Source organism: Mycobacterium sp. VKM Ac-1816D (assembly GCF_000416385.1).
In the GTDB taxonomy this organism is placed as follows: domain Bacteria; phylum Actinomycetota; class Actinomycetes; order Mycobacteriales; family Mycobacteriaceae; genus Mycobacterium; species Mycobacterium neoaurum_A.
Map to the genome: position 1 here is coordinate 62,737 of NZ_AOHQ01000118.1, position 24,267 is coordinate 87,003.

Below are 24,267 nucleotides of genomic sequence, written 5' to 3' on the forward strand. Positions count from 1 at the left end.
CCATCTCACAGCGCATTCACGAGCTCGGCCACCTCGCCGGTGTGCTCGTTGAGGTAGAAATGACCGCCGTCGAACATCGAGACCGTGAACGCCCCGCCGGTGTGGGCCTGCCAGCGCCGCAACATGTCTTCGTCGATGCGGTGGTCGCGCTCGCCGCCGAGGGTGTGGATATCGGCGGCGATGCGGATATCGGCGGCGCACTCATACCGGTTGAAGGCGGCATAGTCGGCGCGCACCGCCATCAACAACAGTTCGACGAAATCGTCGTCGGCGAGCAGTTGCGGGTCGGTACCGCCGAGATCGACCATCTCGGCCAGGATCTCGCTCTCGGCCATCGGCAGGTCGGGTGCGCCCGCCACCGTCGACGGCGCCTCACTGGCCGACGCCCACAGCGCATCGATGGTGACGCCACGCTGTTCGGCCACCCGGGCGAACTCGAAGGCCACCACCGCGCCCATACAGTGCCCGAACAACCGCAGCGGACCGATGCACGCCCAGTCGCCCGCACCGAAGAGGTCTGCGGCCAGCTCCCCCACCGTCGCGTGCGCAGGGTGGGTCAGCCGGTCACCGCGTTGGGGGTACTGCAGCACATAGGCATCCGATCCGGCAGCAGCCAGCGCGGTACCGAAGGAGCGGTAGGCCAGTGCGGCGCCACCGGCATGCGGGAACACCAGCGTGGCGCCAGCACCGGGCGCCGCGGCCGGATAACGCTTGATCCAGGGCGCGAAGGTCAGGTCGGGGGCGGTCACGCGATTCCCGCGCTGTGCAATTCGGACTGCACGGCGGCGTCGTCCATTTCGGCGACTTCCAGGTACAGCTGGGCCACCTGTTCGAGGCGGTCACCGTCGGGCTCGCGTTCGGTCAGCCGGCGCGCCAGCGCGGCGACGGTCCGGGTGGCGAAGATGTCCGGCACCATGATCGTGGGCGTGTCCAGCCAGTCGCGCACCTGCCCCACCACCTGGGTTGCCATCACCGAATCTCCACCGAGACCGAAGAAGTCGTCATCGACGCCGATGGTGTCGCGGCCCAGGAGCTCGCCCATGATCCGGGCCACCGCGGTCTCCAACGCACCGGTGGGTGCCCGGTAGCCGCGCTCGGCAGGTAGTTCGGCCTCGGCCAGCCGCAGCGCGACGGCCTTGCGGTCGATCTTGCCCCCGACCGTGTACGGGATCCGGTCGCAGGTGACGATCAACTGCGGAACCATGTGCGCGGGAACCAGATCGGCCAGCGCCGAGGAGATGGCCTCGGGATCGAGCGCCGGATCGTCAAGGCGAACCAGAGCCCCGAGCACATCGCCTGTGCGTCGGTCCGTGCCGCCCGGTGGAGCAACCACCGCAGCGACCGCCGCGGCGACACCGGGAACGCGGGTCAGGGCGGCCTCGACCTCGCCGAGTTCGATGCGATAGCCGCTGAGCTTGACCCGGTGATCGGTGCGACCGATGAACTCCAGCGTGCCGTCGGGCCGGTAGCGGGCCAGATCGCCGGTGCGATACCAGGTCCGGCCGTCGTATTCGACGAACTTCTCGGCGGTCAGGTCGGGGCGGCCGCGGTAGCCTCGCGCGATGCCGCGGCCGGTGAACCAGAGTTCGCCGGGTACCCAGTCGGGGCAGTCGGCACCGGACGGGCTGACCACCCGGCATGCGTTGTTGTCGAACGGCACACCGTAGGGCACCGCGGCAGCGTTCGCCGGAATCCCCAGGTCGTCTCCCGCATCCGGCCCGATCTCGAAGATGGTGCCGTGCACGGCGGTCTCGGTGGCACCGCCCAGGCCGGCGAAGCGCATCCGCGGTGCCCGCGCGCGCAGTGCGCGCACCATGTCCGGGCGCACCCAGTCACCGCCGGCGAGTACCACCCGCAGGGAGGACAGGTCACCGGGAACCTCGGTGAGCATCTGCAGCCACCCGGGCAGGAAGTTCACCACCGACACCTTGTGTTGGGCGATCAACCGTGCCCAGGTGTCCGGATCGCGGCGGTGTTCCTCGTCGACCATCACGATGGCGCCGCCGACGCGCAGGGTGCCGAAGATATCGGGGATCGACATGTCCGATTCCAGGTGTGACAGCGCGAGCGCGCGGGCATCGGCACCGATGTCGAAGTGCCGGTACAGAAACTCCAGCGTGTTCATCACCGCATCGTGGGTCAGCTCGACACCCTTGGGTTCACCGGTCGACCCGGACGTGAACAACACGTAGGCGAGATCATCGAGCGAGCCCTCGACGGTCTCGTATGTCGCCGTGGCGGTGCAGGCCTGCGCGACCGAAAGGTGGGGCAAACCGGTCTTCGCCAGCACCGGGGGCACGTCGGTGCCGCAGACCAGTGCGCAGGCGACTCCGGCGGTGTCCAGGATGCGGGTGGCGCGGTCGGCCGGCTGGTCGACCCCGATCGGCAGGTAGGCCGCGCCGGCGGCCAGGATGCCCAGCAGGGCCGGGATCTGTTCGGCCCCCTTGGGTCCCAGCACCGCGACGATATCGCCACGACCGACACCGCGGCCCTGCAGCGATCCGGCCACCGCAACAACCTGATCCCGGAGTTGGCCGTAGGTCAGCGTTCCGCCCGAGGCGATCAGCGCCGTGGCGTCCGGTGTCGCCGCGGCGTTGCGGAAGAATCCGTCGACCAGGTTGTCGCCGCCTGGGGCCGCGGTGCGGGAGTTGACCGCCGCGCGCACCGCACGCGACTGCTCGCTCAGCGCGGGTGGGTCGGGCTCGTCCCAAGCCGCGTCGTCGGCGGCCAGTCGCGCCAACTCGGCCACCTCGTAGGCGAACATCGCCTCCGGCACACCGGGCGGGAACGCCTCGACGCGGACATCCCAGTTGATCATCAGTCCATCGGCCAGCGGGGTGGCCTGCGCGTCGATGAGCACCTGCGGACCCTGCGAGATGGTCCAGACGGGCTCGCCGAACTGCTCGGTGACGTCACCGGCGAACAAGTCGCCGAGTCCGAGCGCGCTGGTGTAGACGATGGTCGCCAGTGTCTGGGTGCCGCGATGGCGGCTCATATCGCGCAATACGTCGAGCCCCGACACCGAAGAATGCGCGGCGGTGGTGTGCAGCACCTCCTGCACGGCACGGGCGCGGGCCGCCGGGGTCGACGCCGCCCCGAGGTCGATGTCGAGCATCAGCGACGAGGTGAAACAGCCGACCAGCTTGTCGACATCCGGGTGGTAGGGCTCACGGCCGAACATCGGCAGGTTCAGCAGGAAGCGTGAGTCCGTGGACCAGCGGGCCAGGGCATTCGAATAGGCCGCGGCGACAGCCATCGCCGGGGTAATGCCGCGTTTGTGTGCGTTGGCGTACAGCGCGTCCCGGGTCGGCACGTCGAAGATGTGCCACAACCTGATGCTGCGCAACGGGTTCTCCTGCTGATCGCGCGGAACCAACGGCAGCGCAGGCGGTTCCGGGAGATCCGGGATGCGTTCTGCCCACCACTGCCGGTCGGCCTCCGAGGGCGGCGGGGTGGATGCGACCAACCGGTTGCGGTACTCGCGGTAGGTGTACCCGAGCTCGGGCAGGTCGGCACCGCGGTATAACGCGGCCAGGTCGGCCATGAAGTTGCGGTAGCTCACCGCATCGGCGGCCTGCATGTCCATGTCCACGTGCAACCGGGTCCTTCCCCCGGGCAGTAGCGACAACGCGATCTGCAGCACCTCGTCGTCGAGCAGCTGATGGGACTTGTCGTCGCGGATGCGCTCCAGGCGCTCGTCCGCATCGGCCACCTCGCGCAGGTCGTAGACGGTGACCGGAAGACCACGATCACCGATCCGCTGGGTGCCGTCGGGCAAGATCTCTTGACGCAACATGGGATGGCGGACAACGAGTTTCGTCGCAGCGTGCTGCAGCCGCTCGGGGTCCACACCAGTGCCGTCGAACTCGACGTACAGGTGCGCGGCCACCCCGCCGAGTTCCTGTTCACCGTGGCGGCCCACCCACATCGCGTGGGCGATCGGCGCCAGCGAAAAGGGCGCGTCGGGTTCGTCGCCACCATCTCCCTCGGCGGGCATGGCCACAGGTGCCGCAGGAGCATGCTCGGCGACGAGGTCCTGCCAGGCGGCCACCGTGGGATTGGCCGCCAGCGCGGCGAACCCCACATCGATACCCTGTTTACGCCAGCGCCCGGAGAGCGACATCATCCGGATGGAGTCGAGCCCGGCGGCGATGAGATCGGCGTCCGGGTCCAGCGATTCGGTAGCGATTCCGAGTAGTTCGGCGACCTCGACCCGAACCGTTTCTGCTGTGGTCCCAGCGACCGCCACGCCGTGCCTCCGAAGATTTAGTACAGGCTTCCCTAACTGCAGTGAGGCTACCCTATATTCGTATCGGCATCGCACCTACCCAGAGGCAGGGTTTATCCAGCATGAGCACGGTTTTTCCCAAGGAACGCGACGATCTCACCGATGGCTTCGTGGCGTTTCCGGCCGATCGCGCCGCCGTTTATCGGGACGCCGGCTACTGGACCGGCTCGCGCCTGGATTCCATCCTGGCCAACGCCGCCACCCGTTGGCCGGCCGCCCGAGCGGTCGTCGATGCGCAGCGCAGCTACACCTTCGCCGAACTGGACACCCTCGCCGATGTGGTGGCGGCCCGGCTGCTCGAGCTGGGACTGCAACCCGGTGACCGGGTGCTGCTGCAGCTGCTCAACACCACCCGGTTCGCGGTCGCGCTGTTCGGCCTGCTGCGCGCCGGTGTCGTACCGGTCATGTGCCTGTCCGGCCACCGCGCGGCCGAACTGGGGCACTTCGCCGAGGTCAGCGGTGCGGTCGGACTGATAATCCCGGATACCGCAGGCGGTTTCGACTTCCGCGAGATGGCCGCTGCATTGCAGACCGAGCATCCCGCGCTTGCGCACGTGATCGTCGACGGGGAACCCGGCCGGTACCTGGCCTTCGACACCCTGACCGAGCCCGGCCCGGCGCCGACCACCGCACCCCGGGTGGAGGTCGACCCGGCCGGGCCCGCCCTGCTGCTGGTCTCCGGCGGCACCACCGGGCTACCGAAGCTGATCGCGCGGACCCACGACGATTACGTCTACACCGCCATCGCCTCGGCGCAGGCCTACGGCATGACCAGTGCGGACACCTATCTGGTCGCGCTGCCCGCCGGGCACAACTTCCCGCTCGCCTGCCCGGGCCTCCTCGGCGCGATGACGGTGGGCGCGCTCACCGTCTTCACCACCGATCCCAGCCCGGAGAACGCCTTCGCCCTGATCGACGAGCACGGGGTCACCGTCACCGGGCTGGTCAACGCGCTGGCCAAGGTGTGGGCGCAGGCCTGCGACTGGGAACCGGTGCTGCCCACCTCGCTGCGGGTCGTCCAGGTCGGCGGTTCGCGGATGACGGCCGAGGAGGCGAAGTTCATCCTGGACAACCTGACACCCGGACTGAGCCAGATCTTCGGTATGGCCGAGGGCATGCTGAACTTCACCAGGCCCGGTGACCCGGTCGAGGTGCTGCTGCACACCCAGGGCCGGCCCATGTCGCCGCATGACGAGATGCGCGTCGTGGACGAGTTCGGTGTCGATGTCGCGCCCGGTGCGGAGGGCGAGCTATTGGTGCGCGGTCCGTACACCATCAACGGCTACTACCGCGCCGAGGAGGCCAACGCACGCTCGTTCAGTCCCGACGGGTTCTACCGCTCCGGGGACCGGGTCCGCATCTTCACCGACGGACCGAAGGCCGGTTACGTCGAGGTGACCGGCCGCATCAAGGATGTCATCCACCGTGGCGGTGAGACGGTCTCCGCATCCGATCTGGAAGAGCACCTGTTCGCCCATCCCGGGATCTACGCCGCGGCCGCGGTGGCGATGCCCGACGAGTACCTCGGTGAAAAGATCTGCGCCGCTGTGGTTTTCTCCGGAGCGCCCATCACTCTGACCGAACTGAACAGCTTTCTGGATTCCCGCGGGGTGTCTGCCCACACCAAGCCGGACATGCTTGCCGCGTTGCCGACGCTGCCCAAGACTGCGGTCGGCAAAGTGGACAAGAAGCAGATCATCGCGCAATTGAGCGCCTCGTGACCGGCAATATACTGGCGCACTTGAGGTTCCGAAGGGTGATGTGCCGAGCGGCACACAGGGTAGCCCGCCGCGGGGCCGCGATGCGTGCCACGATCGGTCCAAACGCACACCAGGTGAAGGATCTACAGCCGTGACGCTTGACCAGCAACCCGCCCCGGAGCCGGTCGCCATCATCGGGATCGGGTGCCGGCTGGCCGGCGATGTCAACACACCCGGCCAGTTCTGGCGGTTCCTGCTCGACGGGGCCGACGCGGTCGGCGAGGTCCCGGCCGAACGCTGGGAACCGTACCTGCGCCGCGATCCGCGCAATGCCGCCATCCTGAAGTCCACCACGCACAGCGGCAGCTTCCTGTCCGACCTCGCCGGTTTCGACGCCGAGTTCTTCGGTGTGTCACCGCGCGAGGCCGAACTGATGGACCCGCAGCAGCGGTTGGCCCTCGAGGTCAGCTGGGAGGCCCTGGAGGATGCCGGTGTCCCGCCGCGTGCGCTGGCCGGCAGCGATACCGCGGTGCTGATGGGCGTCAACTCCGATGACTACGGCAAGCTCGTCATGGAGGATCTGCCCGGCATCGAGGCCTGGACCGGTATCGGCACCGCCCTGTGCGGCATCGCCAACCGGGTATCGCATCTGCTCGACCTGCGGGGCCCCAGCGTGGCGCTCGACGCGGCCTGCGCGGCGTCCTTGGTGGCGGTGCACCAGGGCTGTCAGCTGCTGCGCGCGGGTGAGACCTCGTTGGCTCTCGCGGGCGGTGTCAGCGCACTGATCGGCCCCGGTTTGACCAGGGTGCTCGACGTGGCCGGGGCCACCGCTCCCGACGGCCGGTGCAAATCGTTCGACGACTCCGCCGACGGGTACGGCCGCGGTGAGGGCGCTGCGGTCGTGGTGCTCAAACGGCTCGCCGACGCGCGCCGGGATAACGACCGGGTGATCGCGGTGATACGCGGCGGCGCCGTGGCCCAAGACGGCAAGACCGTCGGCATCATGTCTCCCAATGGCGTTGCCCAGGAGGACATGTTCCGCCGCACCTGCCGCACCGCGGGCATCGACCCGGCAACCATCGACTATGTGGAGGCCCACGGCACGGGCACGCCGACCGGCGACCCGGTGGAGCTGACCGCGTTGTCGCGGGTGTACGGCCACGGCCGCCCCGCCGGCGCACCGTGTCTGGTGGGATCGGTCAAACCCAACACCGGACACCTCGAGGGTGGCGCAGGTGTGGTGGGATTGGTCAAGGCGGCACTGGCATTGCAGCACAGGGTGATTCCCCCTACCGCCGGTGTGCGCACCCCGACCACCGCGGTCGACTGGAACACCAACGGCCTGCGGGTCAACACCGATGCCGAGCCGTGGCCACACACCGAGACCCCGCGCCGAGCCGCGGTCTGCAGTTACGGCTACGGCGGCACCATCGCCCACGTGCTGCTGGAGGAGGCACCGCCGAGCGCCCCCGGACCGGAATGGGAAACTCCTGCACTGCAAGTCATCCCTGTCTCGGGGCGGTCGGCGAAACGCCTGTCGGCCAATGCCGGAGCACTGGCCGACCATCTGCGTTCCAGTCACGACGCGGTGACCGATATCGCGGGCACCCTGTGGAATCGCCGCTCCCCCGAGCCGGTGCGTGCGGCGATCATCGCCGAGGACCACAGAGAGGCGGTGCTGGGACTGGACGCATTGGCCGCCGGCGGCAGGCACAGCTCGGTGGCAACGGGATCGGTGGTACCGGGTGCCGAGCGCGGAGCAGTGTGGGTGTGCTCCGGGCACGGCTCGCACTGGGCCGGCATGGGTGCTGAGTTGCTGCGCGAGGAGCCGGCTTTCGCCGCGATCATCGACCAGATCGAACCGGTGTTCGCCGCCGAACTCGGATTCTCCGCGCGCGAGGCCCTGGCCTCCGGCGAGCACGGCGGCACCGACCAGGTCCAGGCGCTGACCTTCGCCATGCAGGTCGGTCTTGCCGCGGTGCTGCGGTCACGCGGCGCGGCGCCTGCCGCCGTCATCGGGCATTCCGTCGGCGAGGTGGCGGCCTGCGTCATCTCCGGGGTGTTCGATCTGGTCAGCGGCGCCAAGGTCGCCTGTTACCGGGCCCGCGGGTTCCGCACCGTGCAGGGTCACGGTGCGATGGCATTGGCCGCGGTGTCCTTCGCCGACGCCGAGTTCCGGTTGCACGACCATCCCGGCGTGGTCGCCGCCATCAGTGCGGCCCCCGAATCCACCGTCATCTCCGGCACCGCCGACGCGGTGCACAGGGTGGTCGAACAGTGGTCCGCGCTGGGCATCGTGATGCGGACGGTGAACACCGATGTGGCATTCCACAGCCCGGCCATGGATGGGCTCACCACCGAATTGGGCAGGCTCACAGCACAGTTGGATCCGCAGGACCCGGTGGTGCCGTTGTACACGACGGCGTTGGCCGATCCGAGGTCGACGGCCCGGCGCGGATCGGACTACTGGGTGGCCAATCTGCGCGGACGGGTCCGCTTCGCCGAGGCCGTCACCGCCGCCGCCGAGGACGGGCACCGACTGTTCCTGGAGGTCGCCGCGCATCCAGTGGTCTCGCACTCGATCGTGGACACGCTGACCCACAATGGCATCGACGAGTACGGGGTTCTTCCGCTGCACCGGCGCAACATGCCCGAGGTGCGGTCGGTGACCACGGCGATCGCCGCACTGCACTGTCATGGCGCACCCGTGGCGCTGGCGCCCGGCCATTCGCGCTGGGCACCCGGCCTACCCGGAAACCAATGGCAGCACCGGCGTTTCTGGCGGACCCCGGCGACGCCGCCCAATGGCGGCGGGGTTCACGATCGTGACACCAACACCCTGCTGGGCGGACGCCTCGAGGTGTCCGCGGGTGTGCCCGCCACCGTGTGGCAGACCCAGCTGGACATGTCCACCCGCCCCTACCCTGGTGATCATCCCGTGCGGGGCACCGAGATCGTCCCGGCCGCGGTGCTGCTGAACACGCTGCTCACCGCCGCGGGCGGCGAATCAGGCACCGCCGCGGGCGATATCGTCGACGTCCGGTTACGCACACCGGTGGCGCCCGGGCGGACCCGAAACATCCAGGTGGTCCGCCAGGACGGGACGCTGACGCTGGCATCGAGCATCCGGACCGACGGTGAGGAGACCGCCGACGGATGGCTGACCCACTGCACCGCGGGCATCGCCGATGCGGCACCGCTACCCGGTGATCTCGATCTGGCCGCGGTGCGCGCCCGGTGTACCGAGCCGCTGCCCGCCGGTCACGTGGTGGACACACTTGCCGGTCTCGGTGTCGCGGCGATGGGTTTCGGTTGGGAGGTCACCGAATTGCGCCGCGGCAGTGAGCGGGACCACGAGTTCCTGGCCGTCGTGCGCGCCGAGCCCGATGGCCGCACGCCCGCCACCTGGGCCGGCCTGCTGGACGCCGCCACCTCGGCGGCCTCGATCATCTTCGACGCCCCACTGCGCCTGCGGATGCCCGCCCGTATCGATCGGGTTGCGTTGCGCGCCGGCCCGATCGGTACCGCAGTGCTGCACATCCGGCGCGTCGGCGGCACCACGGCCGACGTCAGCATCGCCGATGAGACCGGCACGGTGCTCGGCGCCATCACCGGCATGTACTTCGACGAACTGGAGAACCCGGGCGGCAACGATGTCACCCGGATGATGCAGCAGCTGGCCTGGCATCCCACACCATGGCAGACCGGCGACCGCCCGCCGCAGGTGATCCTGGTCGGCGGCGATGCGCCGACGCTGGCCTGGTGTATGCGCGATCTGGCGGCCGCCGACGTGGTGCACCGGCTCTGCACGACACCCGAGGAGATTCCGGCGACGCTGACCCCCGGTGCGGTGGTGCTGGTGTTGCCGCGGGCCGGCGACGCGCCGCTGGACGCCGTCACCGCCGTACACCGCACGCTGACCACGCTGTTGGAGCGGGGCACCGCGGCACGGCTGTGGGCGCTGACCCGAGGCGTCTACGAGGGCAGCGATATCGGCGGTGCACCGCTGTGGGGGTTCTCCCGGATCGCCGCGGCCGAACACCCCGGACTGTGGGGCGGGGTCATCGACGTGGCCGACGACAGCCTGCCGCTCGGTGCCCTGGCCGAACTGGCAGGCAACGGCGTGGTGGTCGTCCGCGACGATATCGCGCTGACGGCACGGCTGACACGCGCCGAGCCCAATCGTGGCCTGCCGCTGAGCTGTTCACCGGCGGGCAGCTATCTGGTGACCGGTGGCACCGGCGCGCTGGGCGCCCGGGTGGCGACCCGGTTGGCCGATCTGGGCGCCCGGCGCATCGTGCTGCTGTCGCGGCGTGGGATCGCCGATCGCGCGGCATGGGATACCGGCACCGAACCTGCCCGCACCATCGTGGCTCTGGAGGAGCGCGGGGTGTCGGTGCGAGTGGCCGCGGTCGACGTCGCCGCGCCCGGTGCCGCCGACGAGTTACGCGCTGTGCTGCGCGATCTGCCACCGGTGCGCGGGGTCGTGCATGCGGCCGGCGTGGAGGCCGGTGCCCTGCTGGCAACCACCACGGCCGAGGATTTCGCCGCCGCCATGCGGCCCAAGGTCGACGGCACGTTGACCCTGCACGAGGTGTTCGCACCGGGTGAGCTGGACTGGTTAGTGCTGTTCTCGTCCTGCGGGTACCTGGCCGGTTTCCCGGGCCAGGGGGCGTACGCCTGCGCCAACGCTTTTCTGGATGCCTTCGCCCAGCACCGTCGCAGCCTGGGTGACCGCACCACCGCGGTGGCCTGGACCGCGTGGCGCGGACTGGGCATGGGCTCGGCGTCGGACTTCGTTTCCGCGCAACTGCGGGCGCTCGGCATGGGTGTCGTCGGCCCTGACGATGCCATGCGCGCACTGGATCTCGCGATGCGCGCCGACCAGCCGCATGTGGTGGTCCTCCCGGTCGACGCCGATGCCGCCTCGGTGCCGATGCTGGCCGATATCGCCCCTGTCGACGCCGAGGACACCGGTGCGGTGGCGGTCCGGCCCGGCCGTGACGGGGTCCCCATCCCGGTGTGGGTTGCCGAGCTGGTCACCGCCACAGTGGCCGCCGAACTCGGCCTTTCCGAGGATGCCGTGGATCCACGCTTGCCGCTGGCCGAGATCGGGGTCGATTCGATCATGACCGTGGCGTTGCGCAAACAGTTGGAACGTGCGACCGGCCTCACGCTGCCGCCCACCCTGTTGTGGGAGCATCCCACCGCCGCGGCCGTCACCGCACGGATCGTGGAACTGCTTTCCGGGCAGGAGGATTCGACCGATCAGGAGATCCGCGAAGAAATCGACGCGCAGATCGGCGCCTGCCCCTGATCAGTCGGCGAGCACATCGCGGATCACCGCGTCGGCCAGCAATCTGCCACGGTCGGTGAGGACCAACCGGTCACCGGTGTCCTCCAGTAGCCCGTCGGCCACGGCGACCCCGGCACGCAGTGACTCCGCATCGGCGAGCACCGATCGCGGCACCCCGCTGCGCAATCGCAGCCTCAGCATCACGTCCTCGATGTGCCGTGCGGTGTCATCGAGTTCCTCGGAATCGGCGACCGGCAACCGGCCGTCGGCCAGTGCCTGCGCATATGCCTTGGGGTGCTTGACGTTCCACCATCGGGTTGATCCGAGGAATCCGTGCGCGCCGGGGCCGGCCCCCCACCAGTGCCCGCCGTCCCAATAACCGAGATTGTGCCGGCACTCCCCGCCGGGGGTGCTCCAGTTGGACACCTCGTACCAGTACAACCCCGCCGCCGACAGGGCGGCGTCGAGCAGTTCGTAGCGGTCGGCCAGCACATCGTCGTCCGGGGCGGGCAACTCGCCGCGGCGCACCCGCCGCGCCAGCGCCGTGCCGTCCTCGACGATCAGCGCGTACGCCGACAGGTGGTCGATCCCGGCGTCCAACGCCGTCTCCACCGACAGCTTCAGATCGTCGTCGCTCTCCCCCGGCGTGCCGTAGATCAGGTCGAGGTTGACGTGCTCGAAACCCTCGGCGCGCGCCTCGCGGGCGGCCGCCGGCGCACGCCCGGCCGAGTGCACCCGGTCGAGCACCTTGAGCACATGCGTCGCCGCGGATTGCATGCCCAGCGACACCCTGGTGTAACCGGCCTCGCGCAGTCGGGCGAACAGCGCCGGTGAGCTGGACTCCGGATTCGCCTCGGTGGTCACCTCGGCCCCCGGCGCGAGGGTGAAGTTCGTCCGGACGGCGGCAAGCACGGCCGCGAGCCCGTCCCCGCCGAGCAGCGTCGGTGTGCCACCACCGACGAAGACGGTGTCGACCGGCCGCGCTCCGACGCGTCGGGCGGCGAGTTCCAGTTCGACCTGCACGGCGGCCAGCCAGCCGTCCGGCGTGGCATCCCCGAGCTCGGCCGGGGTGTAGGTGTTGAAATCGCAGTACCCGCAGCGCGTGGCGCAGAACGGCACGTGGACATAGATGCCGAAGGGTCCGGCGGTGTCCGGCTGGGGGCTGCTCATACCCGGAATTGTCCCAGAACCCGTTTTGCTCACCCCGAGTCCAAATCTGGCCCGGTTAGGGTGTCTGCGGCCGTCGTGGCAGAATGTCGCACGTGACCGCCGCCGTTGACAGCACCACCCGCATTGCGCTGGTGGTCCGGCGGCATGTCGACCTGAAGCGCATCTGTAGCTGTTGTTGTCTGCCCTGACCCGCGTCGATATCGGAATCAGCCTGCCCAACCCATGAGCCGGCCGCCGGATCTGCGCCGCCGGCCAGCCCCCGGCGATTTCGCGCGATCGGTGAGCCGCTCCACGACAAGGAGCCTCGACAACATGACCGAAACGGTCTCCAACACACCCAAGCCCGTGAAGCGGCCCCGCGGCGAGGGCCAGTGGGCCCTCGGCTACCGCGAGCCGCTGAACGCCAACGAGCAGGCCAAGAAGGACGACAACCCGCTCAACGTGCGTCAGCGCATCGAGAGCATCTATGCCCCGAACGGGTTCGAGTCGATCGACAAGGGCGACCTGCGCGGCCGTTTCCGCTGGTGGGGCCTCTACACCCAGCGCAAGCCCGGTTTCGACGGCACCTGGACCGGTGACGAGAACACCGACATGCTCGAAGACGAGTACTTCATGCTGCGCGTGCGCAGCGATGCCGGTGACCTGAGCCTGGCCGCGCTGCGCACCCTCGGTGGCATCTCCACCGAGTTCGCGCGCGACACCGCCGACCTCTCCGACCGGCAGAACGTCCAGTACCACTGGATCGACGTGCGCGATATGCCCGAGATCTGGCGCCGTCTCGACGAGGTGGGGCTGCAGACCACCGAGGCCTGCGGTGACTGCCCGCGCGTCGTGCTGGGTTCGCCGCTGGCCGGCCAGCACCCCGACGAGGTGATCGACGGAACACCCGCGGTCAACGAGATCGTCAAGCGCTATATCGGCAAGCCCGAGTACTCCAACCTCCCGCGCAAGTTCAAGACCGCGATCTCGGGCCTGCAGGATGTCGTGCACGAGATCAACGACGTCGCGTTCGTCGGGGTCGTGCATCCCGAGCACGGGCCCGGCTTCGACCTGTGGGTCGGCGGCGGACTGTCCACCAACCCGATGCTCGCCAAACGCGTCGGGGTGTGGGTGCCCCTGGACGAGGTGCCCGATGTCTGGGAAGCCGTCGTCTCGACCTTCCGGGATTACGGATACCGCAGGCTGCGCGCCAAGGCGCGGCTGAAGTTCCTGATCAAGGACTGGGGCGTCGAAAAATTCAGGGAAGTGCTGGAGACCGAGTACCTCAAGCGCCCGCTGATCGACGGACCGGCGCCGACGCCGGTGACCCGGCCCATCGACCATGTCGGTGTGACCAAGCTCAAGAACGGTCTGAACGCCGTCGGGGTGTCCCCCATCGCCGGGCGCGTCACCGGCACCATCCTGACCAAGGTCGCCGATCTGGCCGAGGCCGCGGGTTCGGACCGGGTCCGCTTCACGCCGTATCAGAAGCTGATCATCCTCAACGTCCCCGACGAGAACCTGGCCGAGCTCAGGGATGGCCTGGACGCCCTGGGCCTGCCGTCGAGCCCGTCGCATTGGCGACGCAACCTGATGGCCTGCACCGGTATCGAATTCTGCAAGCTCAGCTTCGCCGAGACCCGCAGCCGGTCCCAGACCCTGGTGCCCGAGCTGGAGAAGCGTCTTGAGGACCTCAATGCCCAGCTCGATGTGCCGGTGACCATCAACATCAACGGGTGCCCGAACTCGTGCGCCCGCATCCAGATCGCCGATATCGGCTTCAAGGGCCAGATGGTCGACGAGGGCAACGGCCCCGAGGAGGGATTCCAGGTGCACCTGGGCGGCAGCCTGGGCCTGGACAGCGCCTTCGGCCGCAAGCTGCGCCAGCACAAGGTGCTGGCCACCGAGCTCGGCGACTACATCGAGCGGGTCGTTCGCAACTTCGTGAAACAACGCGAGCCCGATGAGCGTTTCGCTCAGTGGGCGGTGCGCGCCGACGAAGCAGACTTGAGGTGATGTGACATGACAGCGGTGACACGTTCGGACACCGAACTGCAGGAGTTGGCCGAGCGCGGCGCGGCCGAGCTGGCCGGTGCCGGCGCCGAGGAGTTGCTGCGCTGGACCGATGAGAACTTCGGCAACGGTTACATCGTCGCGTCGAACATGCAGGACGCGGTGCTGGTGGAGATGGCCGCGAAGGTCAGACCCGGCGTGGACGTGCTGTTCCTGGACACCGGCTACCACTTCGTGGAGACCATCGGCACCCGTGATGCCGTGGAGGCCGTATACGACGTGCGCGTGGTGAATGTGTCCCCGGAGAACTCGGTGGCCCGTCAGGACGAGTTGTTCGGCAAGGATCTTTTCGCCCGTGACGCGGGAGCGTGCTGCCGGATGCGCAAGGTCGAACCGTTGGGCAAGGCGCTGAGCGGTTACTCGGCCTGGGTGACCGGTATCCGCCGGGTCGAGGCGCCCACCCGGGCCAATGCCCCGCTGATCAGCTGGGATGCCGCGTTCGGGTTGGTGAAGATCAATCCCATCGCCGCCTGGACCGACGAGGACATGCAGGCCTATATCGACGCCAACGGCATCCTGGTCAACCCGCTGGTGTACGAGGGTTATCCCTCCATCGGCTGCGCGCCGTGCACGAGCAAGCCCGTCGAGGGTGCCGATCCGCGCAGCGGGCGGTGGGCGGGCCAGTCCAAGACCGAGTGCGGTCTGCACGCGTCATGACCGCGTCGGTGCCCGCACCGGTTCTCGTGCTGACCGCGCACGGTAGCGCCGACCCGCGCTCGGCCGCCAACACGCACGCGGTCGCCGAGACGATCCGGCGGCTCCGTCCCGGGCTGGAGGTCGTGCCCGCTTTCTGCGAGCAGAACGCTCCCGGCTTGGCCGATGTGTTGCGCGCGGTCGGCGATCGTGCGGTGGTGACGCCGCTGCTGTTGGCCAGCGCCTATCACGCTCGGGTGGACATCCCGGCCATGATCGCCGAGAGCGGTACCGCAGCGCGGCAGGCCGACACCCTCGGCGAGGACGACCAACTGTTGGCGGTGTTGGGTAGGCGGATCGCCGAAGCCGGTGTGTCCGTGCACGATAGCGATGTCGGCGTGATCGTGACCGCGGTGGGTTCGTCGCGACAGGACGCGAACGCGCGCACCGCAACGGTGGCCGCCTCCGTCGCACTCAACAGCAAGTGGGCCGGGGTGACGACCGCCTTCGCGACCGGATCACAGCGTTCGCTGCCCGATGCCGTCCGCGTGTTGCGACTGCGCGGCGCGCAGCGCATCCTCATCGCCCCGTGGTTCCTGGCGCCCGGGAAGATCACCGATCGAGTGGCGGAATTCGCTGCTTCACAGGGCATTTCGATGTCCGCTCCGCTGGGTGCACACCGCCTGGTCGCCGAGACCGTGCTGGACCGGTTCGACGCAGCCATCGCACTGCCAATAGCCGCATAGCCGCACCTAATCGATCAGCCGGGTCACCGCGTCGACAAGCCTGTCGCGTTCGACATCGGCGAGGAACGCGGGGTCTGCGGCGAGCCTGCACAGGAAGCCGTCCAACAGCACCATGACCCAGGTGGTCAGTTCCGGCGCCGGCAGATCGCAACGCATGCGGCCCCGTTGCTGTGCTCGGCGCACCCAGCCGTGCAGGCCCGTGTGTTGGGCCAGGTCGTCGGCCGCCAGCGCCTCGGCGACGGCAGGTTCGGCCATCACCGCACCGACCGCGCGGATGAAGCCGGGGACCCGCGCGTCCGCGGCGGTATCCGCGGTGTGCCGAACCCAGTCCAGCACCACCGCGCGGGCATCAGCGCGAGCGTCGCGGACCGCGAACCATTCCCGGGTCTGTTCGGTACCCATCGCCAGAATCGCCAGCAGCACATCGGTTTTCGTCGGGAAGTAGTGGAAGAACGTCCCGGATCCGACGCCCGCCTCCGCACAGATCGCGGCGGTGGTCGTTGCGGCCACACCGGTGGTGGCGAAACAGGTCATCGCGGCATCCATGATGTGCGCGCGGCGGGCCGCGTGTTTGACGGGGTCGACCCTGCGGGCCATCGGACACCTCCTGAGCACTATTAATAGAGTACCCACTCCGATAATCTGATGCCATGCCGACACCGGAACGCTGGTATCTCCACGCCGACGGACACCGACATGTCGTCGAGGTCGAACCCGCGAGCCTCGGGCGGCGGGCAACCTGGTCCATCGACGGCACGACAGTCGCCGAGCGCCGGAGCGCCGCCGGCCGGATCACCCTCACCCCCGCAACCGATACCGGTATCGCAGGATCGGTCCGACTGAGGTTCGGCTCGTTCGGTCCGGCCCGCCGGGTGTCCTGGCACCCGCGCAATGACCCCTCGGCCGCGGTGGGCCTGGGCGGCCGGGACTTCACCGCCGAGGCCGGCTCACGCGCCGACCGTCGCGACGCGTTCATCGCGGCCCACCCCCGCGCCTACACGGGCTACCGCATCACCCTGGCGATCGCGACGCTCGCCGTGGCGTTGGCTGTCGGTCCCGTCGTCTCCTGGTTCGTCAACAACGTTCCCTGGCAGCACCTCCCGGCCATCCCCTGGCCCAATGTGCAGCTTCCGGATTGGTCTTTCCCGGACTGGCTCGGCGGCGTCATCGACGTAATGAAGTTCGTCGTCCCGGTCCTCATCGCCTTCGGGCTCGCCCGCCTGGAACTACGCAGACGCAGACAACAGCGTGAACGACACCGGAGCTGAATTCGGCAGACATAGGGTGAACACATGAGATTCGACGAGTACCGCAGCCTCGACGCCACCGGGCTGGCCGAACTGGTGGCAGCCAAGCAGGTCACCGCGGCCGAACTACTGGAGCTGGCCACCGAGCGGGCGGCGGCGGTGAACCCGCGAATCAACGCGATCGTGCGGGACGTGCCCGCACGGCCCACCGACGACCTGAGCGGTCCGTTCGCCGGCGTGCCGTTCCTGATCAAGGACCTCGCCCAGGATTACGCCGGGTTGCCCAGCTCCAACGGTTCCCGCTCGCTGCAACATGTACCGGTCGCCGAGCACTCCACCATCGTGTCGCGCTGGCTCGACGCCGGGCTGGTCATCTTCGGCAAGACCAATCTGCCCGAGTTCGGCGCCAAGGGCATCTCCGAACCGCAACTGTGGGGTCCCGCCCGCAACCCATGGGACCTCGACCGGACCCCGGGCGGCTCGTCGGGTGGGTCGGCGGCCGCCGTTGCTGCAGGCATCGTTCCGTGTGCGGGAGCCAATGATGGTGGCGGATCTATCCGCATCCCGGCCGCCTGTTGCGGCCTCGTCGGCCTCAAACCGGGCCGCGGCCTCACCCCGATGGGCCCGACGAGTGGCGAATCGATGCACGGGTCGGCCGTGCAGGGTGTGGTGTCACGCAGCGTGCGCGATACCGCGGCCATGCTCGACGTCATCGCCGGCGGCGAACCGTTCGGTCCCTACTCGCCGGCCCCGGCCGCCGCTCCGTACGCATCGGCCATCGGACGCGACCCCGGCAGCCTGCGTATCGGCGTGCGCGTCCCCGCCGCCATCACCCCTCATCCGCACCGGGAGGCGTACGCCGCGGTGGAGAAAACCGTGGCGATGCTCACCGAACTCGGCCACCATGTCGAGGAGCTGCCGCAGGCGCCGTTCGACGATGCCGCCCTGGCCCGCGATTTCCTGCTGACCTGGTTCGTCTACCTGGCCTGGGAGGTCGACGAGGCCAAACGCGTCTCCGGTGCCGGCGATGACGCCTTCGAGCGCGACACGCTTATCATGGCTGCACTCGGCAGGGCCACCAGCAGCGTCGCCTACGTCGACGCCGTGCAGCGCCGACATGAGCACACCCGCAGGTTGAGTACCTTCTTCGAGAGCTACGACCTGCTGCTGACGCCGACGCTGGCGACCCCGCCGCCGCGCATCGGCGAATTCGATCTGCCGGTAGCGCTCCAGCGCGGCGCCGATCTGCTGCTCAAGACCCGTACCGCAAAACTGCTGCGCTACACCAAGATCGTGGACGACATGGTCGACAACAACCTCGGTTGGGTGCCGTACACGCAGCTGGCCAACATCACCGGCCGGCCCGCGATCACGCTGCCGCTGCACTGGACCGCCGACGGGCTGCCACTCGGTGTGCAGTTCGTCGCGCCGCTGACCGGCGAGTCGTTGCTGCTGACGCTGGCCGCTCAGCTGGAACAGGCGCTGCCCTGGGCCGATCGGGTGGCCCCGATCTAAGCCAACGCGTCGGCGCGGACCTCTACACTTTGGAGCTCGCCGGCAATCTCCGGGACACGGGTGGCGCGCACGTAGACGGTGTCACCGGAACGCAGACCCAGAGCCTCGGCGTCACCGCGGGTGATCTGCGCCGTGAAGGGTGTGCCGGTGACCGCGCTGGTCAGCTCGACCCGCACCTCGAAGCCCAGCGTGACGATCCGGTCGATGGTCGCCTTGGTCACCCCGGTCGACTCGGCGGTACCGTCACCGGCCGCGATCGCCATATCCGGGTTGCGGCCGACGCGAATATCGTGCGGGCGAACCAGAATTCCGTTGAGCAGCGAGACGGTGCCCAGGAAGGACATCACGAAGGGGTTGGCCGGCGCGTCGTATACCTCGGTGGGCGAACCCACCTGTTCGATGCGTCCCTTGTTCAGCACGGCGATGCGGTCGGCGACATCGAGCGCCTCGGCTTGATCGTGGGTGACCAACACCGTGGTCACGTGCACGTCGTCGTGCAGGCGGCGCAGCCACGACCGCAGGTCCTCGCGGACCTTGGCATCCAGCGCACCGAAGGGCTCGTCGAGCAGCAGGACCTCGGGATCGACGGCCAGTGCCCGCGCCAGCGCCATGCGCTGGCGCTGCCCGCCGGACAGCTGTGCGGGATAGCGATTCTGGAACCCGGCCAGACCGACGACCTCGAGCAGGTTGTCGACCTTCTCCTTGATCTCGTTCTTGGGCTTCTTTCGGATGGACAACCCGAATGCCACGTTATCGCGCACGGTGAGGTGCTTGAACGCCGCATAGTGCTGGAACACGAAGCCGATACCGCGCTTCTGCGGGGGCACGCCCGTGACATCGCGGCCGTTGATGGTGATCGACCCGGTATCAGGCTGATCGAGACCGGCGATGGCACGCAACAGGGTCGACTTGCCCGAGCCGCTGGGCCCCAGCAGCGCGGTCAACGAGCCCTTGGGCACCACGAAGTCGATATTGTCCAGGGCCGCGAAGTCGCCGTAATGCTTGTTCGCGCCCGTCACCGTGATAGCGGTTTCGCTCATCGGTCGGTCTCCTTCAGTCCTCAGTCTTGACGCGCGAACGTTGGGCGTCAAACAAAATCTGTGCCACCAAGACGATCAGTGCGACGGCCATCAGCACCACCGAGATGGTGTAGGCACCGTAGGGATTACCCAGGGTGTAGCGGTCGTGCACCAGCAGGGTCAGCGTCTGCGACTGCCCGGGCAGATTGGACGACACCATCAGCACCGCCCCGAACTCACCGAGGGTGCGGGCCACGGTGAGCACCACCCCGTAGGTCAGGCCCCACCGGATGGACGGCAAGGTGATGCGCCAGAACGTCTGCCACCAGTTGGCGCCCAGGGTGGCCGCGGCCTCCTCCTGATCGGTGCCCACCTCGTGCAACACCGGCTCGACCTCCCGGATCACGAACGGGATGGTGACGAACAGGCTGGCCAACACGATGCCGGGGAACCCGAAGATGATCTTCAGTCCCCAGCTGTTCTCCACGAACCCGAACAGGCCGGCGCTGCCCCACAGCACGATCAGCGCGACGCCGATCACCACCGGTGATACCGCGAACGGCAGATCGATCGCCGCCTGCAGGGCGTTCTTCCCCCGGAACTTGCGCCGGGCCAACACGATGGCCGTCGGCACGCCGAAGAGCACGTTCAACGGCACCACGATGGCGACCACCAGCAGCGACAACGACAACGCCGACTGCGCGGCGGGTGTCGAGATGGATGCGACGAACTCGCCGATCCCGGGCGCCAGCGCGCGCCACAGAATGGCGCCCAGCGGCACCACCAGCAGCGCGACGATGTACAGCGCGGCGATGATCCGCAGGATCAGCTGGGTGGTCCGCGACAGCTTCATCGCGCCGACTCCTCCCGTTTCGCCGCGCGTGCACCGAAGTAACGCAGGATGAACAGCACCACGAACGAGATCAGCAGCAACACGATCGAGATCGCCGCCGCGCCCACCCGGTCGTCGTTCTCGATGAGCGTGCGGATCCACTGTGAGGACACCTCGGTCTCACCGGGGATCGCCCCACCGATCAACACGATGGACCCGAACTCGCCGATGGCGCGGGAGAACGCCAGTCCCGCACCCGAGAGCAGCGCCGGGGCCAACGCGGGCAGGATCACCCTGACGAAGATCGTGACGTTGTTGGCGCCCAGCGAGGCCGCGGCCTCCTCGACCTCCTGGTCGAGTTCCAGCAGCACCGGCTGCACGGCGCGGACCACGAACGGCAACGTCACGAACGCCAGGGCCAGCGCCACGCCCCAGGAGGTGTGTTGGATGTGGATGCCCACCGGGCTGCCCGGGCCGTAGAGGGACAGCAGCACCAGGCTTGCCACGATCGTCGGCAGCGCGAACGGCAGGTCGATGATCGCGTCGACCACACGTTTCAGTGGGAAGTCGTCGCGCACCAGGACGAACGCGATCAGCAGTCCGAAGACCACATTGAGCAGGGTGACCCCGATCGAGATGGTCAACGTCACCCGGAACGAGGCCAGCGCCGACGGTGAGGACACCGCCGACCAGAACGCCGTCCAGCCGCCCTCTGCCGATGTCACCACGATCGCCGCCAGCGGCAACAGCACGATCAGCGACAACCACAGCACCGCCACCCCGACCTGCAGCGTGGCGCCACTGGGGCGCGGCGACAATCTCCGCCGGACTGGCGCGCCGCCCGGAGCAAGCTCCGGGCGACTCGCCTCAGGATTCGACTGAATCGTCATATGCGATCCGCTTCGTCTCTCGCCGGCGTCGCCTAACCGGTGGCCTGCTTGTAGATCTTGGTGATCTCGCCGTTGTCCTTGTCGAACAGCTGCGGATCGACCTTCGACCAACCACCGAGATCGGCGATGGTCCACAGCTTCTCCGGTGCCGGGAACTTGTCGGCGAAGTCGGCGGCGACGGCCGGATCGACCGGGCGGAAGCCCGCCTCGGCCCAGACCTTCTGCGCCTCCGGGGTGTACTGGAAGTTGACGAAGTCGGTGGCCTTGTCCAGGTGCTTGCTGGTGTTGACGACAGCGACCGGGTTCTCGATCTTGAAGGTCTGCGGCGGGTTCACGTGTTCGAGGTCGTAGTGCAGCGCCTCGTTCTCATAGGCCAGCAGTACGTCGCCGGTGCCCTGGCGGAACACATCGGTGGCCTCACGCCCCGAGCCGGGACGCAACTTGACGTGCTGGGTCACCAGTTCCTGGACGTAGGCGATACCGGCGGCATGATCCGTGCCGCCGTTGCTCTTGGCCGCGTATGGGGCCAACAGATTCCACTTGGCCGAACCGGAGCTCAACGGGCTCGGCGTGATGACCTCGACACCGGGCTTGAGCAGATCGTCCCAGTCGCGGATGTTCTTCGGGTTGCCCGGACGGACGGCGAAGGTGACCAGCGATCCGAAGGGCACACCCTTCTGGGCGCCCGCGTTCCAGTCCTCGTCGACCAGGCCGGCCTTCACCAGCCGGGTGATATCGGGCTCGACGGAGAAGTTCACGACATCGGCGGGCTTGCCGGACTCGACACCACGGGACTGGTCACCGGATGCGCCGTAGGACGCCGTGACCCCGACACCTTTACCTTCCTCGGTCCCGGCGAAGACCGGGGCGACCTTGGACCAGCCCGGCTCGGGCACCGCGTAGGCCACCAGGGTCAGGGTGGTGTCGGCATCGGGGCTGTTGCCGCCGCCGGCGACATCGCTGGCACCACCGCCGCAGGCGGCGAGCAGGGTGGTGGACAGGGCGAGCGCGGTGAGGGCACTCAGACGTTTGGCGGTTCTTACGGGGTTGCGCATCGAGGACCTTTCCAGGGCGGGATTGGGGCAGGGCTGCCGTCTACACGGAAAGGTGATGGAAGGGTGCGCGACGGGGACCTCATGCCGCTACCAACGCCGAACCGCAGACGGGTGTGGTTTCAGCGACAACAACACACATCGGCGACAGCGGAAAACCCCACGGCAATGAGGGCCAAGACATGGCCGCTCTTGTTGCCGGTCGCTGCACGCATGGGCGGAAGAGTATCAGAATCGCGCGGTGTCGCCCCCCGAGCAGCCACCGAGCAGCTAACGACCAGCTATCGAGCTATGAACCACATGACGATGACCAGGATCACCAGGGCGACCAGCGCCAGGGTCACTCGCGAGCGGGGCATCTGATTCACGACGGCTCCTGCTCCTCGTGGCGGGCCTTGCGCAGCACCTTGATGCCGTTGCCGAGGGCGCCGTCGAGCACGACGGCGGTCCCCAGTGCCAGGAGCAAGACCACCGGCATCACGATGGCGGTCTGCGCGACGAACCCGAGGCCCGACAGCCACAGTTCGACACCGTCCCACCAACTCAGGAAATCGCCCATCTGTCCCACAGTAGTGCCAGGATGAAACGGTGCCGAAGGCCCCGCAGGATGCCCCCACCACCGGATGCGTGATCGTCGGCGGCGGGCCCGCGGGCATGATGCTCGGCCTGCTGCTGGCCAGGGCCGGCGTGCAGGTCACGGTGCTGGAGAAACACGAGGACTTCCTGCGTGACTTCCGCGGCGACACGGTGCACGCCAGCACTCTGCGCATGCTCGACGAACTCGGTCTCGGTGCGCGCTTCGCGGCGGTGCCGCACCGACTGATCGAGTCCCTCGAGCTCAAGGTGCAGGGCGTCCCGGTCCAGGTCGATCTGCGCCACCTACCGGGAACACACCGGCACATCGCCCTGGTGCCGCAATGGGATTTCCTGGAATTGCTGGCCGCTGCCGCCGCGCAGGAGCCGACCTTCACCCTGCTACGCAGTTGCGAGGTGCTCGGCCCGCTGTGGGCCGGCACCGCAGTGGCCGGGGTGCGCTACCGGGACGCTGCCGGAGCGGTCCGCGAACTGCGCGCACCGCTGACGGTGGCCTGTGACGGCCGCGGCTCGACGTTGCGCGACGCAATCGGATTGACGCCCAAGCGCTTTGGGGCGCCGATGGATGTGTGGTGGTTCCGTGTCCCGCGCCACGATGAGGATCCGGCCGGGCTGGCCGGGGCGATGGGCAGCGGCCATATGGTGGCGATGATCGACCGCGGTGACTACTACCAGTGCGCCTTCGTCATCCCCAAGGGATCCGACGCGTCGTTGCGGGCGCAGGGTATCGAGTCGCTGCACCGTCGGATGACCGAGGTGGTGCCGTGGGTCGCCGACCGCATCCGGACGGTCACCTCGTTCGACGACGTGAAATTGCTCGACGTGCAGCTGGATCGGCTGACGCGCTGGTACACCGACGGCGCACTGATCATCGGTGATGCCGCCCACGCGATGTCCCCGGTGGGTGGCGTCGGAATCAACCTGGCGGTCGCCGACGCGGTGGCGGCCGCCCGCCTGCTCGCCGACCCGCTGCGCGCCGGCTCGGTCCCCACCAAGGCGCTCCGGCGCGTGCAGATCCGCCGGTGGCTGCCGACGGTCATCGTGCAGAGCGTGCAGCGGATGGTGCACAACCGGGTGATCGCCGTGGCCGTCTCCGGAACCGGCCCCGCCCGGCCGCCGGCCGCCGTTCGGCTGGTCAGCCGGGTTCCGATGCTGCGCAGGGTCATCGGTTACGGGGTGGCCATCGGGCCCCTTCCCGAGCACATACCCGACTTCGCACGGCGCTGACGCCCG

19 protein-coding genes are annotated in these 24,267 nt (G+C 68.6%); 9 read left to right on the forward strand and 10 right to left on the reverse strand.

Translation table 11 applies throughout. The features are described 5' to 3' along the window. Nucleotides 1-5: 5 nt before the first annotated feature. Nucleotides 6-749 (reverse strand): thioesterase II family protein, encoded by a 744-nt coding sequence (locus tag G154_RS05950; protein ID WP_019514592.1) that lies wholly within the window; start codon nt 747-749, stop codon nt 6-8. Further along, the gene (locus G154_RS05955) at nt 746-4,249 is read right to left on the reverse strand and encodes a non-ribosomal peptide synthetase (RefSeq protein ID WP_019514591.1); all 3,504 of its coding nucleotides are present in this window, start codon (nt 4,247-4,249) and stop codon (nt 746-748) included. The genes G154_RS05950 and G154_RS05955 overlap by 4 nt, the downstream gene beginning before the upstream one ends. Before the next feature lie 101 nt (nt 4,250-4,350). Between G154_RS05955 and G154_RS05960 the strand changes: the two genes are divergently transcribed. Together G154_RS05960 and G154_RS05965 are read left to right on the forward strand one after the other, a co-directional pair. Beyond that, nucleotides 4,351-6,009 carry a (2,3-dihydroxybenzoyl)adenylate synthase gene (locus G154_RS05960; RefSeq protein ID WP_019514590.1) on the forward strand — a complete coding sequence of 553 codons (1,659 nt, stop codon included), beginning with the start codon at nt 4,351-4,353 and terminating at the stop codon, nt 6,007-6,009. Between the two features lie 130 nt (nt 6,010-6,139). Beyond that, the gene (locus G154_RS05965) at nt 6,140-11,305 is read left to right on the forward strand and encodes a type I polyketide synthase (protein WP_019514589.1); all 5,166 of its coding nucleotides are present in this window, start codon (nt 6,140-6,142) and stop codon (nt 11,303-11,305) included. On the opposite strand, the gene hemW is transcribed toward G154_RS05965, so the two are convergent. After that, on the reverse strand, nt 11,306-12,454 hold the full coding sequence (gene hemW, locus G154_RS05970; protein WP_019514588.1) for a radical SAM family heme chaperone HemW: 1,149 nt from the start codon (nt 12,452-12,454) through the stop codon (nt 11,306-11,308). 83 nt (nt 12,455-12,537) lie between these two features. Between hemW and G154_RS27360 the strand changes: the two genes are divergently transcribed. The 4 genes from G154_RS27360 (at nt 12,538) to G154_RS05985 (ending at nt 15,885) form a co-directional block, all read left to right on the forward strand. Then, nucleotides 12,538-12,642, forward strand: coding sequence for an Ms4527A family Cys-rich leader peptide (locus tag G154_RS27360; RefSeq protein WP_353618507.1), 105 nt, complete (start codon nt 12,538-12,540; stop codon nt 12,640-12,642). A 124-nt stretch (nt 12,643-12,766) separates the two neighbouring features. Next, nucleotides 12,767-14,449: a nitrite/sulfite reductase gene (locus tag G154_RS05975; RefSeq protein WP_019514587.1), complete on the forward strand. Its 1,683-nt coding sequence runs from the start codon at nt 12,767-12,769 to the stop codon at nt 14,447-14,449. Nucleotides 14,450-14,455: 6 nt separating this feature from the next. Continuing rightward, entirely contained in the window at nt 14,456-15,163 is a 708-nt protein-coding gene (locus G154_RS05980) for a phosphoadenylyl-sulfate reductase (RefSeq protein WP_019514586.1), read from the forward strand. After that, entirely contained in the window at nt 15,160-15,885 is a 726-nt protein-coding gene (locus G154_RS05985) for a sirohydrochlorin chelatase (protein ID WP_019514585.1), read from the forward strand. Before G154_RS05980 ends, G154_RS05985 begins: the two co-directional genes overlap by 4 nt. A 6-nt stretch (nt 15,886-15,891) precedes the next feature. On the opposite strand, the gene G154_RS05990 is transcribed toward G154_RS05985, so the two are convergent. Then, a complete protein-coding gene (locus G154_RS05990; RefSeq protein ID WP_023986029.1) occupies nt 15,892-16,482 on the reverse strand; it encodes a TetR/AcrR family transcriptional regulator in 591 nt (196 codons plus the stop codon). A gap of 53 nt (nt 16,483-16,535) precedes the next feature. On the opposite strand from G154_RS05990, the gene G154_RS05995 reads away from it, so the two are divergent. Together G154_RS05995 and G154_RS06000 are read left to right on the forward strand one after the other, a co-directional pair. Then, the gene (locus G154_RS05995) at nt 16,536-17,153 is read left to right on the forward strand and encodes a hypothetical protein (protein WP_019514583.1); all 618 of its coding nucleotides are present in this window, start codon (nt 16,536-16,538) and stop codon (nt 17,151-17,153) included. 24 nt (nt 17,154-17,177) lie between these two features. Further along, nucleotides 17,178-18,647 (forward strand): amidase, encoded by a 1,470-nt coding sequence (locus G154_RS06000; protein ID WP_023986030.1) that lies wholly within the window; start codon nt 17,178-17,180, stop codon nt 18,645-18,647. Here G154_RS06000 and G154_RS06005 read toward each other — a convergent pair. The 6 genes from G154_RS06005 to G154_RS06025 form a co-directional block, all read right to left on the reverse strand. Continuing rightward, nucleotides 18,644-19,687 carry a sulfate/molybdate ABC transporter ATP-binding protein gene (locus G154_RS06005; RefSeq protein ID WP_019510685.1) on the reverse strand — a complete coding sequence of 348 codons (1,044 nt, stop codon included), beginning with the start codon at nt 19,685-19,687 and terminating at the stop codon, nt 18,644-18,646. The genes G154_RS06000 and G154_RS06005 overlap by 4 nt on opposite strands. A gap of 13 nt (nt 19,688-19,700) precedes the next feature. Beyond that, nucleotides 19,701-20,519 (reverse strand): sulfate ABC transporter permease subunit CysW, encoded by an 819-nt coding sequence (gene cysW / locus G154_RS06010; protein ID WP_019510684.1) that lies wholly within the window; start codon nt 20,517-20,519, stop codon nt 19,701-19,703. Beyond that, nucleotides 20,516-21,388, reverse strand: a complete 873-nt coding sequence (gene cysT, locus G154_RS06015; protein WP_023986031.1) for a sulfate ABC transporter permease subunit CysT — start codon at nt 21,386-21,388, stop codon at nt 20,516-20,518. The genes cysW and cysT overlap by 4 nt, the downstream gene beginning before the upstream one ends. Nucleotides 21,389-21,420: 32 nt before the next feature. After that, complete coding sequence (locus tag G154_RS06020) at nt 21,421-22,443, reverse strand: sulfate ABC transporter substrate-binding protein (protein WP_019510682.1); 1,023 nt, start codon at nt 22,441-22,443, stop codon at nt 21,421-21,423. Nucleotides 22,444-22,562: 119 nt separating this feature from the next. After that, on the reverse strand, nt 22,563-22,655 hold the full coding sequence (locus G154_RS27365; protein WP_353618508.1) for an Ms4533A family Cys-rich leader peptide: 93 nt from the start codon (nt 22,653-22,655) through the stop codon (nt 22,563-22,565). Between the two features lie 149 nt (nt 22,656-22,804). Then, the gene (locus G154_RS06025; RefSeq protein ID WP_019510681.1) at nt 22,805-22,999 is read right to left on the reverse strand and encodes a hypothetical protein; all 195 of its coding nucleotides are present in this window, start codon (nt 22,997-22,999) and stop codon (nt 22,805-22,807) included. Between the two features lie 29 nt (nt 23,000-23,028). On the opposite strand from G154_RS06025, the gene G154_RS06030 reads away from it, so the two are divergent. Then, the gene (locus tag G154_RS06030) at nt 23,029-24,261 is read left to right on the forward strand and encodes an FAD-dependent oxidoreductase (RefSeq protein WP_019510680.1); all 1,233 of its coding nucleotides are present in this window, start codon (nt 23,029-23,031) and stop codon (nt 24,259-24,261) included. Nucleotides 24,262-24,267: the final 6 nt, after the last annotated feature.

Excerpts from the sequence above, each read along its gene's own strand:
- G154_RS05990 (WP_023986029.1), bottom strand. The coding sequence starts at position 16,482 with ATGGCCCGCAGGGTCGACCCCGTCAAACACGCGGCCCGCCGCGCGCAC.
- G154_RS05975 (WP_019514587.1), top strand. The coding sequence starts at position 12,767 with ATGACCGAAACGGTCTCCAACACACCCAAGCCCGTGAAGCGGCCCCGC.
- cysW (WP_019510684.1), bottom strand. The coding sequence starts at position 20,519 with ATGAAGCTGTCGCGGACCACCCAGCTGATCCTGCGGATCATCGCCGCG.
- G154_RS27365 (WP_353618508.1), bottom strand. The coding sequence starts at position 22,655 with ATGCGTGCAGCGACCGGCAACAAGAGCGGCCATGTCTTGGCCCTCATT.
- hemW (WP_019514588.1), bottom strand. The coding sequence starts at position 12,454 with ATGAGCAGCCCCCAGCCGGACACCGCCGGACCCTTCGGCATCTATGTC.
- G154_RS05995 (WP_019514583.1), top strand. The coding sequence starts at position 16,536 with ATGCCGACACCGGAACGCTGGTATCTCCACGCCGACGGACACCGACAT.
- G154_RS06025 (WP_019510681.1), bottom strand. The coding sequence starts at position 22,999 with ATGGGCGATTTCCTGAGTTGGTGGGACGGTGTCGAACTGTGGCTGTCG.
- G154_RS05960 (WP_019514590.1), top strand. The coding sequence starts at position 4,351 with ATGAGCACGGTTTTTCCCAAGGAACGCGACGATCTCACCGATGGCTTC.
- G154_RS06000 (WP_023986030.1), top strand. The coding sequence starts at position 17,178 with ATGAGATTCGACGAGTACCGCAGCCTCGACGCCACCGGGCTGGCCGAA.
- G154_RS06020 (WP_019510682.1), bottom strand. The coding sequence starts at position 22,443 with ATGCGCAACCCCGTAAGAACCGCCAAACGTCTGAGTGCCCTCACCGCG.
- G154_RS06005 (WP_019510685.1), bottom strand. The coding sequence starts at position 19,687 with ATGAGCGAAACCGCTATCACGGTGACGGGCGCGAACAAGCATTACGGC.
- G154_RS27360 (WP_353618507.1), top strand. The coding sequence starts at position 12,538 with ATGTCGCACGTGACCGCCGCCGTTGACAGCACCACCCGCATTGCGCTG.
- G154_RS05980 (WP_019514586.1), top strand. The coding sequence starts at position 14,456 with ATGACAGCGGTGACACGTTCGGACACCGAACTGCAGGAGTTGGCCGAG.
- G154_RS05985 (WP_019514585.1), top strand. The coding sequence starts at position 15,160 with ATGACCGCGTCGGTGCCCGCACCGGTTCTCGTGCTGACCGCGCACGGT.
- cysT (WP_023986031.1), bottom strand. The coding sequence starts at position 21,388 with ATGACGATTCAGTCGAATCCTGAGGCGAGTCGCCCGGAGCTTGCTCCG.